Here is a 16,461-nt window from a genome sequence, read left to right as displayed (position 1 = left end):
TATGCCCGTCGATATCGAAAAAAATATCTTATTGTTTCTACTGATTTCGGTCGGATTGATTGCGCTACCGCATATCTACCACATCCCGGCTTCGACTTTCGGGTTCTTCGCATTGCTGCTGGCCTGGCGCTTCATCGGCATTTGGCAGACGAGATTTTTACCCGGCAAATTCTTACTGTTTTTATTGACCGTGGGCGGCCTCGCCCTGCTTTATTCGCAGCATCAAGGACTCTTCGGCCGCGATGCCGGAACCCGACTGTTCATGACCGCACTGGCATTAAAGCTACTCGAAATCAGGCAAGAACGCGATTTGTATTTGATTATCTTTCTGGCTTTCATCGTCGCCGCTTCGCAATTTTTGTATGAGCAGAGCATCGCCATGGCGGGCTATATCTTGTTCGTTTGCTGCGTACTACTAGGCACGCTGGTCGCCATCAACAGCCGCCGGCAAAATACCTTAAACGCGCTGAAAACAGCGGCCGTCATCCTGGCTCAAGCCCTGCCTCTCGCGATCGTGCTGTTCGTTTTTTTTCCGAGAGTCGAAGCGCCGCGCTGGATGCTGTTCGAAGACAAAAGCCGAGCCAAAACAGGGCTCAGCGACAGCATGGAACCCGGCTCGATCAGCGACCTCGGCTTTTCGGACGAACTGGTATTCCGCGTCCGCTTTCAAGGCCCGATACCGCCGAATAGACTGCGCTATTGGCGCGGCCCGGTGTTTTCCGTCACCGACGGCAAACGCTGGACCACAGCAAAACGCTACACCTATAAGGCCGCCGCCGAACCGGACTTCAGCGAACCGGCTTATCGCTATACGCTATTACTCGAACCTCAAAATAACAATTGGGTCTTCGCGCTGGAAATGGCCGGCGACTACCCGCCGCAACTGCGCATGAATTCGGAATATTTGCTGACGCGAAGCGGCAACCCCGACAAGCGCGCCGAATACCTCATCACATCTTATCCCAGCTACCGCACCGGAACGCTAGAAGCCCATAAGTTACGCACCAATACACAGTTACCGGGACCGGCTTCCCAAAAAATCACCTCGCTAATCAAACGACTCGGCGGCTTCGATACGCGGCCCGAACAATTCGTCGACCGTGTTCTACAACATTTCAACCGAGAAAATTTCAGTTACACGCTGACACCGCCCTTAATGGAAGACAATCCGATCGAAACGTTTTTATTCGAAACTCGAAGCGGGTTTTGCAGCCATTATGCGGCCGCCTTCACCTACCTGATGCGTGTTGCGAACATTCCTGCACGCGTCGTCACGGGCTATCACGGCGGGATCTTGAATCCTGTCGGCAATTTTCTGGAAATAAGACAAGCCGACGCTCATGCCTGGACCGAAGTCTGGCTGGAAAACCGGGGCTGGGTGCGCGTCGACCCTACTGCCGCGGTAGCGCCGGAAAGAATCGAACAAAACGTCAATATCGAACAACAAATTGCCAGCCGAAACATCAGCTTTTTCTCCGCCGACAGCGATTTGGCACGACAGCTCGACTGGCTTAAACAAGCCCGGCAATTATGGAGCAGCGTCGATTACAACTGGCAGCGCTGGGTCATCAATTATCATTCCGCCAATCAGACCCAATTTTTAGCCTCGCTCGGTATAGAATCGTTAAAACAAATGCTCTATTGGCTAGTCGGACTTGGCGCCTTATTCACCGCGATACTCAGCTGGCTATTGTTATCGCGCAAAGAAAAAACCGCCGACAAAGTATTGCGCTGCTATCGCCGGTTCTGCGCCCGGCTAGGCAAGGCCGGCCTAAAAAGAAACGCTGGCGAAGGACCTCTCGATTTTGCTAAACGGAGCAAGAAAGCGTATCCGGATCAAGCCGAGGCGATAGACGACATCACCGGCTTGTTCATCAAATTACGCTATCAAAAAGAATCGTCGCAAGAAGACTTGAGCAAGCTAAGCGAACGAGTAGACCGGCTTAAGATTCGCCGAAGATAACCGGAAAATAAAATTGTCATGTCACCGACATGACAATTTCCATAAAGCTTTGAAACGATTAAAATGCATCGCCGGTATTGCAATAAATCACGAAGATGATATTAATGCATTTTTATTAAATAGTTAGTTAAGCGGGAAGAGTACACGATGGACACGCTAGACATGTTGATATTTTATTCCTTTAATTTAGGAATTTTTACGCTCGTTTTTTTTATCGCCGGTATGATCAAACCGAAATGGCCGCTGTTTTTTATGAACGAACCGACTCGGTTTTTGGTAGTTGGCATTACCACCGTCATGATCATGGTTGTTCTGACCATGTACGGAGAAGGCAACCGCAAGATTCGTGCGGAGCAAGAAAGGCTTGAACGATTCAAGATGGTAGGAACGAGCCAAGAGCCCGAAACGCCGAACCCATCGGAAGTCAAACCCAAAAAAACCAAGCCGAAAAAACAGGTTGCTCCAGAGGACGAAATTCCTCAGTTTGATTCAATGCAAGATGCGATCAAGGCCTTTGAAAAAAAGCAATGATCGTATACCCCACTGTCATTACGTTAACGTAAATCCGTTATTCCGGCGGCGACTAATCGCCATGGATGGCGTGAACCCAGCACCTAAATTCCATAGGTCTTTGGCAATGATCAAATGCATGGCTTATTTAGGTGCTGGGTGAATGCGGATTTTGCAGGAGCAAAAATCTGCCCTGCCGCCGACACCTGTCAATCGAGCAACCGAACCCTCCTTTCAACAATTCGCTCAAGATTGAAAAAAGCAAGTTATTTAGAGCTATATCCTTTGGTTTCTGCTGACTTTGAGTTCAAATGGGTATCAACTATTAACGCGAACATAGCCATAAAAAAACGATAGCTCAACGCTATCGATTTTGGCAGCATAGACTGTTCAAGCAGATCATCTGCTGTAAATGACTCCACAATTAAATGACCTAACACGCTCCGGTGATTTATGAAACTGTCCGACTACCGCATCGAACCCGCCGATTATAAAGCCGATTTCAAGGATCTTCGCGCCGTGCGCGACTCGGTTTTCATCATCGAACAACACATTCCCGCCGATCTCGAACAAGACGACAAAGACCTGCATAGTTATCACGTTATTGCCCGCGACAATCGTCATGACCCGGTCGGCACAGGTCGACTGACGCCGAAAGGCCAAATCGGCCGAATCGCCGTATTAAATCAGTGGCGTAACCAAGGCGTTGGCCAATCGCTATTAAGAGTGCTCATCGAAAGAGCACAAAAGCAAGGACTCAACCAACTAACCCTCGAAACACCAGCGTGCGCTAGCGGGTTCTTTGAAAAATTCGGATTTATCTGTGAAGGAGAAGCATTTAACGTAGCAGGCAACGAATTTCAGCACATGAGCATGACGCTTACGCCGCTCGCCGAAAGAAGACGGCCGTCCGCGAAGCCGCGCGAGACATCGGTACCGGCAGAAAAACTCGACAACCTGGAAGCCCACCTCGATTCGGCCGCTCGACTCATCGCCGAAGCGCGGCGCCAAATCTGCATTTATACCCACGACCTGGAGCATGGTTTATACGGACACAACGACATCGTCGAAGCGTTCAGACAATTCGCGATCAACAGTCGCGACGGTAGCGTGCAAATCATCGTGCAAGACACGTTTGCCGCGCGCGGCAAACCCCATGCGTTAATCGACTTGTCGCAAAGACTGCCTTCGTCGTTTCAATTCCGAACACCGGTCGAACGGGAAGACCAGCAATACTCATCGGCTTTTCTAATCAACGACCGAGACGGTTACTTATTTCGTCTAAGTGCAGAACGTTACCAAGGCGAATGGAGCCCCAATCATCCCGCCCGAAAAAAACAACTCTACGAAGAGTTCGACCGCATCTGGCAACGCTGCCGCCCCTGCACCGAATTTCGGGCGCTCGGAATATGAATATAAATCCGCAACTAAGGTTCCGGTTTTTTTCATCTATCTTGAACAGCGCGTGTTCCCCGACAGAAGCCGGGGTTCGGTTTGCATACGCTTTAATTCTTTAAAAGGCTTGGCCGGGGCCTGGTAACACTTACATGAACTTGACATCGGAAACAGTACCACCTAAAGTCAGCGGCTGTTAAATAGATAGGCAAATTTGCCTAAATTCGCACCCCCATAGCCAGTTATCGAGGCAAAAGCGCCTAAAATGACCGGTAATATCAACTTATCAGGCAGATTTGCCTGATAATCAATAGTTAGGTTTGAAAAGGAGAACGCATACATGCTTCATCCAAATCAGTTTCATGTAAATGAAACGTGGATCGCATTTCAGTTAAATGAAGCTCCAATAATCACGGATCGTGATGGTGATTTTAATATAATTGCGTTAATGGATGCAGCAAGTTGCTTCATTCTTGGGATGGGGTTCGTTAAATCAAATACGCTAGAACTGTCCCATCAGGAAGCAAAGAAGTTATTAAAGATTGGATATGATCATAAAAAACAATACCCAAAAGAAATAATTTTACCTAATCATATGGCGGCTGACGTGCTGACTCTCGAAGCAAAATCAAATGGTATTAAAATAAAAAGAGAAGCAGAAAAAATGTTAGAAATTTTCTTGGGTGAGGCAAGAGAAAGTTTTCGTGAGCATCTGGGCCAGGGTCGAATGCAATAAAACCCAAAAAAGGGGTCAGGTTTAATTATAAAATAAACTCAACCTTTTTTTTCAATCTCACCCGACTCCTTTGCTAAGCTTCTCCTGTAGAATCTAAATTTTTCACTCATTTGTTCAGAATCTTATGAAATTCCCGTTATTACTGGCCGTGCTGTCTGCCGCTTTATCCACCCTCAACGTCGCCGCCGAAGAAGTCGGCTGCGTCACCACCGCTTGGAAGCTGATCGGAGCTAACCACAAGGTCTGCGTGCAGGCATTCGATGACCCCAAAGTCCAGGGTGTCAGCTGCCACATTAGTCAAGCGAAGACCGGAGGCGTGGCCGGCGCTTTTGGCTTGGCCGAAGATCCGTCCCAATTCTCGATTGCCTGCCGGCAGGTTGGACCGATCGTCATAAAAGGGAAGTTGCCGGACCAGGAAACCGCATTCAGTGAAAATACCTCGGTTTTGTTCAAGGAAACACGCGTTACGCGGTTGTTCGATCGTAAGCGAAATACCCTTGTGTATGTCGCCGTCAGCCGAAAATTGATCGACGGTGCGCCGGCCAACAGCCTGTCCACCGTGCCGATCATGCCTTGGCGGGAGTAATACCGGTACTCGGCAAATCGGAATGACCCCTCGCAACCGGACCGGCAAAGAACGCCCAAAACGATTAGCAAGCAAAACCACGAAGCTTCCGGCAACGACGAGACGGCTTTGCCCGCCAGACAAATGCAAAAAGATAAAAAAGGGGGCGTGTTTAATCCTGAATTCGGCAGTTTAACCATGAAGCACATGAAGTTCATGAAGGATTCCAAGAACTTACCAAATCCTTCTCGCTAACCTTTTTGGTGAGCGAAAGTTCTATACAAACGCGTAATAAGCTATTGAAATAACTTCCTATTCTTCATGATCTTCATGGTGAAATGCTTTTTCTAGGTTAATAGTTCTTTCGATTAATCAAACCCGCCCCCCCCCTTTTTCCGCGTCGATCTCCAAGCCCTACTATCCCTGTCCCGATAGCGCACGTCCTTGTGCTTTTATGCGTTTTTTAGCGGATGTCGATCGAACCGGTTGTCGCCACAGAATCCCTGCCGATCGCTTGCGTGTTGGTCAATGTGTTTTTCGATGCGTTGATCAGCGTCGATTTCTCGACTTTCGAGCCGACGACGCTGATCGAGCCGGTGCTGGCGGCGCTGTTGCGACCGATCGCCTGAGTATTGGTCAACGTATTTTTGGACGCGTTGATCAATGTGGATTTTTCGATTCTGGAGCCTTCGGCCATGGCTGTGCCGGCGACGATTGACATTAAAACGACTGCTGCGAAAGATACTGTTTTCATGATGGTTTCCCCTTGGTTTTTGTTGGTATGGTTCGTTCAAGCGTTTCGTTGAACTTGGGTACAGTATCCCGATTTGCAGATAAAAAAGCGGTGATCGAGTCACGCCGTTTGTGTGATTTATTCACCGGCTAGCGAATCGAACGGGCATCGTTGGTTGAATACGCAGCTCATCCGCTTCCGAATTGCTCAAACTTTCTTATAATTTGGTCATAAATAACTTCCCTATTTTTGATTTAGGATTTCGTGAAAAATAACTTCCTGGAGCTATGAGTTCTGTAGCGGGTTCGGTAACTCGCTTGTCAGGGCGCCGCGAATACGTCCTTGTAGGCTTGACGGCGGCTTTCCCTGCCGCCTACACCTGTCAAACGAGTTACCAAACCTGCTTACCGTACATTAAAAATAGGAAAGTTATTTATGACCGAATCCTTAGGGCAGGCAGATTCGGTTGCTAAATTGACAAGTGCAGCGGCAGGACAGATTTTAACTCCTGCAAAATCTGCATTCATGCCATCCTTGGCAATCAGTCACAGCCGTTAAGCGGACGTATTCACCCTACACCTAAAATCCACAATGGATAATTTTCTTGGATAGTTTATTAGGTGCTGGGCCTATCAAGCGAGTTACCGAACCCACAGCAAAGCGCATAGCTCCAGGACGTTATTTATCACGAAGTCCTAGCTGTTAAGACACAGCCTCTTCCGAGACTATTCATTATAGATACTATCGATTAAATCTTTAAACCAACGGGGACGGAAAACCATAATATACAGCATCAGAGTTTCTAATATCGGCAACGGTATTATGTGTAAAACAATCAATACCAATAAAAAAACAATACAGATTATCAGTCTTGTAAAAGAGGTTGATTTATTCATTATTGAGCTCCCGGTTATTATTTATTATTCCCAAAGAATAGTTTTTAAAACCATCGCGCCTTTGCTTATAATTCCGCCCGGCGCAACAATTGGGCATTCAGCGCCACGATCACCGTGCTGGCCGACATCAGCACCGCGCCGACCGCCGGCGCGAGTAGGATTCCGGCCCATGCCAGCACGCCCGCCGCGAGTGGAATCGCGACGATGTTGTAGCCCGCGGCCCACCATAAATTCTGTACCATCTTCCGATAGGTCGCCTTACTCAGATTGACGATCCTCGACACGTCGCGCGGGTCCGAACGCACCAAGACCACATCGCCGGCCTCGACCGCGACGTCGGTGCCTGCACCGACCGCAATACCGACATCGGCGGTCAACAAAGCCGGCGCATCATTGACGCCGTCTCCGACCATCGCGACGCACTTACCTTGAGCCTGCAGTTCTTCGATGCGCTTTACCTTGTCTTCGGGCAACACTTGAGCGAACACCGTGTCGATGTTCAATTCCTTGGCCACGGCATCGGCAACCGCTTGCGAATCTCCGGTCAGCATCGCGACTTCGATGCCGGTATCATGCAACAGGCGCACCGCCTCACCGGAAACGGAACGAATCGCATCGGCGATCGCAAAAACCGCCAAGACCCTATCCCCTTCGACGAGATAAATCGCCGCCCGGCCGGATTCGCCGAAGCGGTCGGCGGCGTCCGCCAGGGCTTGCGGTATTTCGCTGTCGAGCGTATTTAGCAAGGCCGGCCCGCCCACCTGGAGTTTGCGCCCTTCGACGACGGCCGCCACGCCTCGGCCGGGGATTGCCTGGAATTCCTGAGCCGAAGGCCATTCAATTTCGACTTCTTCGGCGCTCTTGAGCAGGGCTCTCGCAATCGGATGCTCAGAATCGTGTTCGACTGCCGCCGCGAGTCGTAGCGCTTCATTGGGCTCGATGCCTTCGCCCGTTATCGTCTCCACGACGCGGTGCTCGCCCAAGGTCAGCGTCCCGGTCTTGTCGAATACCACGACATCCAGATTACGCGCCTCCTCCAAGCCACGGCGATCGCGCACCAACAATCCGCCGCGCGCACCCAATGTCGTCGAAATCGCGATCACGAGCGGCACGGCCAACCCTAAGGCATGAGGACAGGCAATGACCAAAACCGTCACGACCCGCGTCACGGTGAAATCCATCGTCGCGCCGGCCAGCGACCAGGCAATGAACGTCAACGCGCCCGAAACGATCGCTACCAGCGTCAGATAAAACGCCGCGCGGTCCGCCAAGGCCTGAGCCCGGGAGCGCGAAGTCTGAGCCTGATCGACCAAGCGCATGATGCCGGCCAAAGCAGTCTTGTCTCCGGTGCCGGTGACTTCGATGCGCAAGGAGCCTTCGCCGTTGACCGTGCCGGCAATCACTTCATCGCCCTCGTCTTTCGGCACCGGCTTCGATTCGCCGGTAATCAATGCCTCATTGACCGAACTCTTGCCACGCTTGACGATGCCGTCGGCCGGAACCGCCGCGCCCGGGCGAATCAACAACAAATCGCCCTCCTGCAAGCGGTCGACCGTGACCTCTTCGATTTTATCTCCTTCGACCAGCCTTAGCGCCGTATCCGGCAGCAATTTCGCCAATTCCTTTAGAGCGCCTTGGGCCTGGAAGATCGAACGCATCTCTATCCAATGCCCCAGCAGCATGATCGCCACCAGACTTGCCAATTCCCACCACAGCGCATGCCCCTTGAAACCGAATGTGACGGCCAAGCTGTACAGAAAAGCGACACTGATCGCCAGCGAAATCAAAATCATCATGCCCGGCAGGCGGCTTTGCAATTCGCGCCAACCGCCTTGCAAAAAAACCCAACCGCCGTAAAAATAAACCAATGTGCCGAAAACGGCCGAGACATACCCCGACCCAGGAAAAGCCGGCGCCGAATATGACAGCCAACGTTGCAATCCCTCGCTCCAAATCAGCGTCGGGACCGCCAACACCAAGGTCAGCCAGAATTTATCCCGAAACATCTCCACGCTATGGCCTGCGTGCTTGTCGTGTCCGGCATGGTTTTTGTGGGCCGTATGCGAATGGCCGTCGGTTTTATCGGATTTCGAAGCCCCTGCATGAGGCGCCTGATGTTTACTATGCTCGTGCGGATGTTTCATGATTGCGACCCCTCCTCCGTTATTGCTTAATGGATGGATTTCGTTCTCGCGCGAAGGCGCTAGGGCGCAAAGTGTCTATGTTCAAATGCACCGGGAGCGAAGTGTTCGGCTCAAACGGCTTGAATAGCAAAATACCGATTTCGCATCTTTTCTCCGCGGTCCTACGCCCTTCGCGAGTTCTTTTTTTTCTTTTCGTTAACCAGCCCTCAGCTTCTTCAGAACCGTGCGCAAGATGCCGCCGTCCCGGTAATATTGAATTTCGATCGGCGTATCGATGCGGCTGACGGCCTTGAAGGACTTAACGCTCCCATTCGGAGCGCTTGCGGTCACGTCGATGATTTGTTGAGGAACAGTGTCGTCGGCAATCTCCACCGTAACGATTTCGTCGCCCTTCAGGCCGAGGTTTTGCGCCGATTCGCCGGACATAAACTGCAACGGCAAAATCCCCATGCCGATCAAATTGCTGCGATGGATTCTTTCGTAACTTTCCGCAATGACGACCTTGACACCCTGCATGAACGGCCCTTTCGCCGCCCAATCGCGGGACGATCCGGAACCGTATTCCTTGCCCGCCAGGATACAGAGCGGCATACCGGCTTCTTTGTACTTCATCGCGGCATCGAAAAAGGTCATTCGTTCGCCGCTGGGATGATGAATCGTGACATTGCCTTCGGAACCCGGAACCAACAGATTATGGATACGCACATTGGCAAATGTGCCTCTGCACATCACCTGATCGTTGCCGCGACGCGAACCGTAACTGTTCCAGTCCTTGCGCTCGACGCCCTTTTCGAGCAGATATAATGCCGCCGGCGAATCGGGCGCGATTTGACCGGCCGGCGAAATGTGATCGGTCGTGACCGAATCGCCGAACAGCGCCAACACCCGCATGTCGGCGAGACGGTCGATGGTTTCCCGCCCGCCGCCCAGCCCTTCGAAAAACGGCGGTTTTCTGATATAAGTCGACCGTTCGTTCCATTGATAACGCTCGGAACCTGCGACCTCGATCGCCTGCCAAGCCTGAGTGCCGGTAAAAACGTCGGCATAACGCTCACGGAACATTTCCGGTGTCACAAATTTTCGGACGACTTCATCGATTTCCTCGGTCGTCGGCCAAATATCTTTCAGGAACACCGGTTTGCCGTCGTTACCTTGACCGATGGCGTCATTTGTCATATCGACAGCGATCGATCCCGCCAGCGCATAGGCAACCACCAGAGGCGGCGAGGCGAGATAATTGGTTTTGGTGAGCGGATGCACGCGGCCTTCGAAATTCCGGTTGCCGGACAACACCGCAGACACGACCAAGTCATTGTCTAAGATGGCCTCTTCCACCGCTTCATCGAGCGGGCCGGAATTGCCGATGCAGGTCGTGCAGCCGTAGCCGACCAGATAAAAGCCCAGTGCTTCCAGATAGGGCAGCAGCCCGGATTGCTTCAAATACTCGGTCACAACCAATGAGCCGGGCGCCAGCGAGGTCTTGACATAATTTTTGACTTTCAGCCCTTTCTCGACGGCTTTCTTGGCGACCAGGCCGGCGCCGAGCATCACAGAGGGATTACTGGTGTTCGTACAGGACGTGATCGCGGCGATCACGACGGCGCCGTGCGTGATCGTTTCGCAGGCACCTTGGCTCGAAACCACGCCGCAGCGATCGAGATCGCTTTCGGCAAGGCCCATGCCGCGAATGCCGACCGGGGCAGTCAGCGTCTGCCGGTAAGTCGGCCCGACTTGGCTCAGCGGAATTCGGTCCTGAGGACGCTTGGGGCCGGCCAGTGCCGGTTCGATTTCGCCGAGATCGACTTCCAGCGTGCGGGTAAATTCGGGCTCCGGCGCATCGTCGGTGCGAAACAGCCCTTGTAGCTTGGCATAGCGTTCGGTGAGCTCGATTTGTTCGGAGCTGCGCCCGGTGAGGCGCATATAACTCAAAGCCGCCTCATCGACCGGAAAAAAACTCACCGTCGAACCTTGCTCCGGGGCCATGTTACTGATGGTCGCACGGTCCGGAATACTAAGTTGGGACAAACCGGAACCGTAAAACTCGACAAATTGACCGACGACGCCGAACTGCCGGCACAACTCGGTGATGCGCAGCACCAGATCGGTCGCGGTCACGCCCGGTGGTAATTTACCGGTCAACTTAATGCCGACCACATCCGGTTCGAGCATGTAAATGGGCTGATCTAGAATGACCGCCTCGGCCTCGATGCCGCCGACGCCCCAGGCCAGCACGCCCAGACCGTTCACCATCGGCGTATGCGAATCGGTGCCGACGCAACTGTCGGGATAACACAATTTGTTGCTTTTGTTGTGAAAGACGACTCGAGCGAGATATTCGAGATTGACTTGATGAACGATACCGGTGGACGGCGGCACCACGCGTAGATTCTGAAAGGCCGATTGTCCCCATTTCAGGAATTCATAGCGTTCTTGATTACGTTGAAACTCGACCGCTTCATTCATCGGCAAGGCATTGGCTTTGCCGAAATAATCCACCTGTACCGAATGGTCGATCACCAGATCGCAAGGGATGAACGGATTGATTTTTTTCGGATCGCCGCCCAATTCGCTCATCGCATCGCGCATCGCGGCCAGATCGACAAGCGCCGGCACGCCGGTAAAGTCCTGGAGGATGACCCTAGCCGGTTTGTAGGGAATTTCCCGCCTGGAACCTTGCGCCTGCCAACCGGCGAGGCCGAGTACATGGTCTTCGGTGATCGAATAACCGTCGCAGTTGCGCAACAGGCTTTCGAGCAGGATTTTAATCGTATGAGGCAAGCGATCAAGATCGGCGGCGCCGGCAGACTCTAAACTCGCAAGACGATAGTAGGACAACGGGCTTGCACGGTCAGGATTCAATAATTGCCGTGCACCGAAAAGATCATTTGAATTCATGGCGGATACCCTCCTTCGGAGTCGGGAATTTCATTTTTGTATACCATACTTCTGTCGGATATGACACCGCTTTATCGTTTTAGTAGCGATTCTCCAATTTAAACCATAGCCATTTATGCATTTCGCATTTCACATTTCGGCGATGCATAAGGAAGCACCGGAGGGGATCCAGCAAAGCCTATGTCAGAATGGACGTGTTCACGGCCCCTTTAACAGCCGGCCTACGCCTCCTCGGACATTGCCGAAATTTGAAGTGCGAAAGGTATAGTGTCAGACATTGATTTCTAAGGGGACATGGCTTATGCCGAAATTTTTTTACATTAAAAAGTACGGTGAAAATTTTTATGTCCGGTAATACGAATATCATCGCTCTCTAATACGCGTAAATTTTTGCGCCGCCTATCCATAATGCGTCTATTGGGCATATTAGGATTTAAAGTGTTATTTTGTTGCCGTAGATCGTTATGCCAATAGCGATTGTGATATTCCCTGACAGCAATATGCTTACCGTTGATCGGTTTTCGATTCAATTTCAATATTGCCCGTTTAGCAAACGAATCGGGCTCTATAGTCACTAGTGCGTGATATTCGCAGGAATTAGTGCTGGAATCATGCAGTTTCAATATTTCAATATTTTCGATGCTCTTTTTTTTGAAAAAAAACCTTCGTTTAAGTAGAGGTTCAAAAAATCGCTTGATATCCTGCTTATTCGTATCGGCAGGTATTCTGACTAATATGAGGCGCATAGCCTGTTCTCCAAGAGTATTTTGCCCAGTAATGAGTCGTTTTGGATTCTGAACTCCACGCATATCTCATACCGGTGATTTCGTTTCTTTATCGAGCATGATAATTCAAATGACGGAGCGAGGAAGGCTTATTGTTCAGCTATGTGAATGACATCTCGCTAGGTGAGTAAAACATCAAAGAAGCTGGTTTCAACCCGTCCCTACTTCCCTCATCGTAAAGCGTATGTCGGCCCCCCCTTTGTAAGGGGTATAATTCACTCAGTCATGTTTGCGGCTTTTATGGCAGCACTAATTTGTTCGGTAGCAAGGCTCGAAAACAGCTATCGGACAAAAGAGCGCGCCCGCTTACCAGCAAATGTAACCGCGCGAAGTATATAATAACGTAAACACACAAAATCGCTCTCGCGGCAACTTACCAAATACTAACCATGCAGGAATTAAACACGTTTAAATTGATCGACAGAATCAGCACGCTGGTGCGTTCGGAAGAACGAAAAAAATACACCTCGCTGGGTTTGCAACCGATACAGGGACAAATTATTGATTATTTAGCTCAATGCAATAACATGAGCGACACGCCCGCCTCTGTCGCCGAATATTTCGGCCTGACCAAAGGCACGGTTTCGCAATCGTTACAAGTGCTCGAGCGAAAAGGCTATATCGAAAAAAAACCGAACGATCAAGACCGGCGTATCTTGCATTTGCGTCTTTCAGCAGCCGGTGAGTCTGTTTTAAAGGAAATGCAATCTTATGACATTTATCCTGCTGCCGAGCAAGCGATTCCTAAGGAACAATTTAATGCGCTAAACCAGGCATTGCTGTCGACGCTTTTAGCATTGCAAAAAAGCAACAATTTAAAAAGTTTTGGCGTCTGTTACACATGCTATTATTTTTCAGAGCTTGATCAACATTATCACTGCGATTTAATGCAACAGCCGCTGAATCAGCAGGAAGCCTTGAAGATTTGCCGTGAGCATGTTCTGTTTGAAGGTAATGATAGGTGAATGAGTAAGAGCTCCCTGTTTCCTAAGCTCTAGGAGACTATGAAAGTATTCAATATTGCTAAATAACCATGAAGAGCATGAAGTCACATGAAGACTAGATTGTTGATTTTATAGTCTTTTTATTTATCGCATTGATGTTTTTGATGGTTAATAAATTTTTTATGGTGTAATCACCGATATTTTTACAGCCACTCTTTGCTTGAGAAGCTTGGAGCCACGCCATTCCGGTATTGCGCTCCGCTGCATAAGGACTACATGGTTGATAGCAACTTGAGAAAGAGTGGATGTGGGTTGGCCGTTTTTAGCTGATGCTTATGCCCTGGCAACTTTAACTACAAGCCGAAATGATTCTATCCGTGTAGGGTGATAATTATTGGCATAAAGGTATGCATAGCATACTAGTTATTCATAATAATGAATTCAGACTGCCATTGGGATAAGTTATTTATTAGCATTTCTTTACGATAGTATCGGCAAAAGAATTTGCATCCTGCTTAATTTGTGTTCAAATCAATGATATTGCTCTTGCTGAGTAGTCATCACTTATTTATGAGGTATTACTATGTTCGACCCCAAAGCCATCGACGATATCGCTAACCGCCTGGCGAATGCCATGCCGCCCGGCTTGTCCCATTTGAAAGAAGACCTGGAAAAAAACTTCCATGCGGTTTTACAAGGCACTCTCGGCAAACTGGACCTGGTCACCCGCGAAGAGTTTGAAGTACAAAAAGCCGTGTTAACGAAAACACGAACGAAACTCGAAGACCTGGAGATTCGCGTTGCCGCGTTGGAAAAGCAACTTGATCAAAACCCATCCGATCAAGCTAATGGATAATTAACCTAGAAACAGCATTTCACCATGAAGATCATGAAGAATAAGAAGCTAATTCAATAACTTGTTATTCGTTTGTGTACAATTTTTCGCTCACCCGAGAGGTTAGCTGCAATGTTTAGGTAATCTCTTGAAATGCTTCATGCGCTTCATGGTTGAACAACCGAATTTAGGATTAATCGCTACTCTTTCAAGTCGGTTTTTCGCTAAAAATTCGGCTTTATTTTCCTCAAATTATTTATGACATTAGCCGTAGCCTATAGCCGCGGCCGTTCCGGAATCGATGCGCCCTTGGTGACTGTGGAAGTCCATGTTACGAGCGGACTACCCGCGCTCAATATCGTCGGTTTACCCGAAACGGCGGTCAAGGAAAGCCGAGACCGTGTGCGCGGTGCGATAATCAATTCATATTTCGAATTTCCGATGCAGCGCGTCACGATCAATCTAGCTCCGGCCGATTTACCGAAGGAAGGCGGGCGTTTCGATCTGGCAATCGCATTAGGTATTCTTGCGGCATCAGGGCAAATTCCGGCAGCCCGCCTAGCCGAAGTCGAATGTGTCGGCGAACTGTCGCTTGGCGGCGAATTGCGTCCGGTCAGCGGAGTTTTACCGATAGCGATACAAACACGGAATAGCCAAAAACAATTAATTCTGCCTAAAGATAATTGCGCCGAAGCAGCCTTGGTTAAAGATATTGGCCTATTGCCGGCCAATCATTTACTTGAAGTATGCGCCCACCTAAACGGACAGAAATCGATCGTCATCGAAAATGAAGCCCATGTGTTAACGGCGGAAACGGAATCGGTCGATTTTTCCGATGTGCATGGGCAATTTCATGTCAAGCGCGCATTCGAAATCGCCGCATCCGGCGCGCATAATTTAATCATGCTCGGACCGCCCGGTACCGGTAAATCGATGCTGGCCGCGCGCTTGCCGACGATTCTACCGCCGCTGACCGAACAGCAGGCTCAGGAAACCGCCGCGATTGCATCGATTAGCGACAAAGGGCTCGATGTTGCTAATTGGTTGAAGCCGCCGTTTCGTGCGCCGCATCATACCGCATCGGCTGCGGCGTTGGTCGGTGGCGGCGGTAATCCGAAACCGGGGGAAATATCTCTAGCTCATAACGGCACTTTGTTTTTGGACGAATTGCCCGAATTCGACCGTAGGGTGCTGGAAGTATTACGTGAACCGCTCGAAACCGGTCATATCAGTATTTCGCGTGCTGCCCGGCAAGCAGAATTTCCGGCGCGATTTCAATTGGTCGCTGCGATGAATCCATGCCCATGCGGTTATCTCGGTGATCCGTCCGGACGTTGTCATTGTTCGGTAGAACAAGTCGCACGATACCGCGCCCGTATTTCAGGGCCGTTGCTCGATCGCATCGATATGCATTTGGAGGTGCCGAGAGTGTCTCGAGAGGTGCTGCGAAAAGGCTCGAAGGAAGGTGAAGAAAGCAGTGTGCAAATTAGAGCACGGGTTGTCACGGCGCGAAATATCGCGATGTCGCGTCAAGGAAAAACCAATGCGGCGCTCAGCGCACGCGAAGTCAAACAGCATTGCCGGTTATCCGATCAAGGCCATGAGCTGCTCGAACAAGCCATGGATAAGTTCGGATTATCGCACCGCGCCTATCACCGTATTCTCAAAGTCGCAAGAACCATAGCCGATTTGGCCGGTTCCGAAACGATAGAAATTTCTCATTTGAGCGAGGCGATCGGCTACCGCAGATTGGATAGGAAAGCCGACTGAAGCCTTATTACTCGAAAAGGTTAATGAATGGAAAGTTGTTTTGTTTCAAAAGCCTGTTTAATACGGCTGATCACTCGGATTCCGTTTGCGGCTCCAAATGTAGGGGCGCACCCTACTTGGCTATTACTCCCTTCTTACTGAAGAATCGTTCAACTTTGTTGGGTATGGGGTATGCCTATCGAGGAGCGCCGTGAACCCGTCCATGGGGGCTTGACGGCGGCTCCCTGCCGCCGACATCCTCGCTAGGCATACCCCACACCTTCTCGTTCTTATACGCTTTTTCGGTCAAA

The 16,461-nt window shown here is 50.3% G+C and carries 13 protein-coding genes; 9 read left to right on the top strand and 4 right to left on the bottom strand.

Features of this window, described 5'->3' with window-relative positions; genetic code table 11:
• The first annotated feature begins 1 nt into the window (after nucleotide 1).
• The 5 genes from WJM45_RS01715 (at nucleotide 2) to WJM45_RS01695 (ending at nucleotide 5,190) form a co-directional block, all read left to right on the top strand.
• Entirely contained in the window at nucleotides 2–1,963 is a 1,962-nt protein-coding gene (locus tag WJM45_RS01715; protein ID WP_341327279.1) for a DUF3488 and transglutaminase-like domain-containing protein, read from the top strand.
• Nucleotides 1,964–2,110: 147 nt separating this feature from the next.
• Complete coding sequence (locus WJM45_RS01710) at nucleotides 2,111–2,494, top strand: hypothetical protein (protein ID WP_341327278.1); 384 nt, start codon at nucleotides 2,111–2,113, stop codon at nucleotides 2,492–2,494.
• A gap of 432 nt (nucleotides 2,495–2,926) precedes the next feature.
• The gene (locus tag WJM45_RS01705; protein ID WP_341327277.1) at nucleotides 2,927–3,886 is read left to right on the top strand and encodes a GNAT family N-acetyltransferase; all 960 of its coding nucleotides are present in this window, start codon (nucleotides 2,927–2,929) and stop codon (nucleotides 3,884–3,886) included.
• Between the two features lie 322 nt (nucleotides 3,887–4,208).
• Nucleotides 4,209–4,604, top strand: coding sequence for a hypothetical protein (locus tag WJM45_RS01700; RefSeq protein WP_341327276.1), 396 nt, complete (start codon nucleotides 4,209–4,211; stop codon nucleotides 4,602–4,604).
• A gap of 124 nt (nucleotides 4,605–4,728) precedes the next feature.
• The gene (locus tag WJM45_RS01695; protein ID WP_341327275.1) at nucleotides 4,729–5,190 is read left to right on the top strand and encodes a CreA family protein; all 462 of its coding nucleotides are present in this window, start codon (nucleotides 4,729–4,731) and stop codon (nucleotides 5,188–5,190) included.
• A gap of 442 nt (nucleotides 5,191–5,632) precedes the next feature.
• Here the strand turns inward: WJM45_RS01695 and WJM45_RS01690 are convergent, their stop codons facing one another.
• The gene (locus WJM45_RS01690) at nucleotides 5,633–5,923 is read right to left on the bottom strand and encodes a hypothetical protein (RefSeq protein WP_341327274.1); all 291 of its coding nucleotides are present in this window, start codon (nucleotides 5,921–5,923) and stop codon (nucleotides 5,633–5,635) included.
• Between the two features lie 414 nt (nucleotides 5,924–6,337).
• Between WJM45_RS01690 and WJM45_RS01685 the strand changes: the two genes are divergently transcribed.
• Nucleotides 6,338–6,460, top strand: a complete 123-nt coding sequence (locus WJM45_RS01685; protein ID WP_341327273.1) for a hypothetical protein — start codon at nucleotides 6,338–6,340, stop codon at nucleotides 6,458–6,460.
• A gap of 403 nt (nucleotides 6,461–6,863) precedes the next feature.
• On the opposite strand, the gene WJM45_RS01680 is transcribed toward WJM45_RS01685, so the two are convergent.
• The 3 genes from WJM45_RS01680 to WJM45_RS01670 form a co-directional block, all read right to left on the bottom strand.
• On the bottom strand, nucleotides 6,864–8,942 hold the full coding sequence (locus tag WJM45_RS01680) for a heavy metal translocating P-type ATPase (RefSeq protein WP_341327272.1): 2,079 nt from the start codon (nucleotides 8,940–8,942) through the stop codon (nucleotides 6,864–6,866).
• A gap of 195 nt (nucleotides 8,943–9,137) precedes the next feature.
• A complete protein-coding gene (gene acnA / locus WJM45_RS01675) occupies nucleotides 9,138–11,837 on the bottom strand; it encodes an aconitate hydratase AcnA (protein WP_341327271.1) in 2,700 nt (899 codons plus the stop codon).
• A gap of 320 nt (nucleotides 11,838–12,157) precedes the next feature.
• Nucleotides 12,158–12,583 carry an RNA-binding protein gene (locus WJM45_RS01670; protein ID WP_341327270.1) on the bottom strand — a complete coding sequence of 142 codons (426 nt, stop codon included), beginning with the start codon at nucleotides 12,581–12,583 and terminating at the stop codon, nucleotides 12,158–12,160.
• 428 nt (nucleotides 12,584–13,011) lie between these two features.
• On the opposite strand from WJM45_RS01670, the gene WJM45_RS01665 reads away from it, so the two are divergent.
• From WJM45_RS01665 to WJM45_RS01655, 3 genes are all read left to right on the top strand, one after another.
• Nucleotides 13,012–13,587 carry a helix-turn-helix domain-containing protein gene (locus WJM45_RS01665; protein ID WP_341327269.1) on the top strand — a complete coding sequence of 192 codons (576 nt, stop codon included), beginning with the start codon at nucleotides 13,012–13,014 and terminating at the stop codon, nucleotides 13,585–13,587.
• Between the two features lie 562 nt (nucleotides 13,588–14,149).
• Nucleotides 14,150–14,422, top strand: a complete 273-nt coding sequence (locus WJM45_RS01660; RefSeq protein ID WP_341327268.1) for an accessory factor UbiK family protein — start codon at nucleotides 14,150–14,152, stop codon at nucleotides 14,420–14,422.
• 237 nt (nucleotides 14,423–14,659) lie between these two features.
• Entirely contained in the window at nucleotides 14,660–16,171 is a 1,512-nt protein-coding gene (locus tag WJM45_RS01655; RefSeq protein WP_341327267.1) for a YifB family Mg chelatase-like AAA ATPase, read from the top strand.
• The last annotated feature ends 290 nt before the right edge of the window (nucleotides 16,172–16,461 follow it).

The organism is Methylotuvimicrobium sp. KM2, from assembly GCF_038051925.1.
In the GTDB taxonomy this organism is placed as follows: domain Bacteria; phylum Pseudomonadota; class Gammaproteobacteria; order Methylococcales; family Methylomonadaceae; genus Methylotuvimicrobium.
The sequence above is the reverse complement of the archived record's forward strand: the minus strand, read 5'-3'. Positions and strand labels throughout refer to the sequence as shown.

Excerpts from the sequence above, each read along its gene's own strand:
- WJM45_RS01715 (WP_341327279.1), top strand. The coding sequence starts at position 2 with ATGCCCGTCGATATCGAAAAAAATATCTTATTGTTTCTACTGATTTCG.
- WJM45_RS01710 (WP_341327278.1), top strand. The coding sequence starts at position 2,111 with ATGGACACGCTAGACATGTTGATATTTTATTCCTTTAATTTAGGAATT.
- WJM45_RS01705 (WP_341327277.1), top strand. The coding sequence starts at position 2,927 with ATGAAACTGTCCGACTACCGCATCGAACCCGCCGATTATAAAGCCGAT.
- WJM45_RS01700 (WP_341327276.1), top strand. The coding sequence starts at position 4,209 with ATGCTTCATCCAAATCAGTTTCATGTAAATGAAACGTGGATCGCATTT.
- WJM45_RS01695 (WP_341327275.1), top strand. The coding sequence starts at position 4,729 with ATGAAATTCCCGTTATTACTGGCCGTGCTGTCTGCCGCTTTATCCACC.
- WJM45_RS01690 (WP_341327274.1), bottom strand. The coding sequence starts at position 5,923 with ATGAAAACAGTATCTTTCGCAGCAGTCGTTTTAATGTCAATCGTCGCC.
- WJM45_RS01685 (WP_341327273.1), top strand. The coding sequence starts at position 6,338 with ATGACCGAATCCTTAGGGCAGGCAGATTCGGTTGCTAAATTGACAAGT.
- WJM45_RS01680 (WP_341327272.1), bottom strand. The coding sequence starts at position 8,942 with ATGAAACATCCGCACGAGCATAGTAAACATCAGGCGCCTCATGCAGGG.
- acnA (WP_341327271.1), bottom strand. The coding sequence starts at position 11,837 with ATGAATTCAAATGATCTTTTCGGTGCACGGCAATTATTGAATCCTGAC.
- WJM45_RS01670 (WP_341327270.1), bottom strand. The coding sequence starts at position 12,583 with ATGCGCCTCATATTAGTCAGAATACCTGCCGATACGAATAAGCAGGAT.
- WJM45_RS01665 (WP_341327269.1), top strand. The coding sequence starts at position 13,012 with ATGCAGGAATTAAACACGTTTAAATTGATCGACAGAATCAGCACGCTG.
- WJM45_RS01660 (WP_341327268.1), top strand. The coding sequence starts at position 14,150 with ATGTTCGACCCCAAAGCCATCGACGATATCGCTAACCGCCTGGCGAAT.
- WJM45_RS01655 (WP_341327267.1), top strand. The coding sequence starts at position 14,660 with ATGACATTAGCCGTAGCCTATAGCCGCGGCCGTTCCGGAATCGATGCG.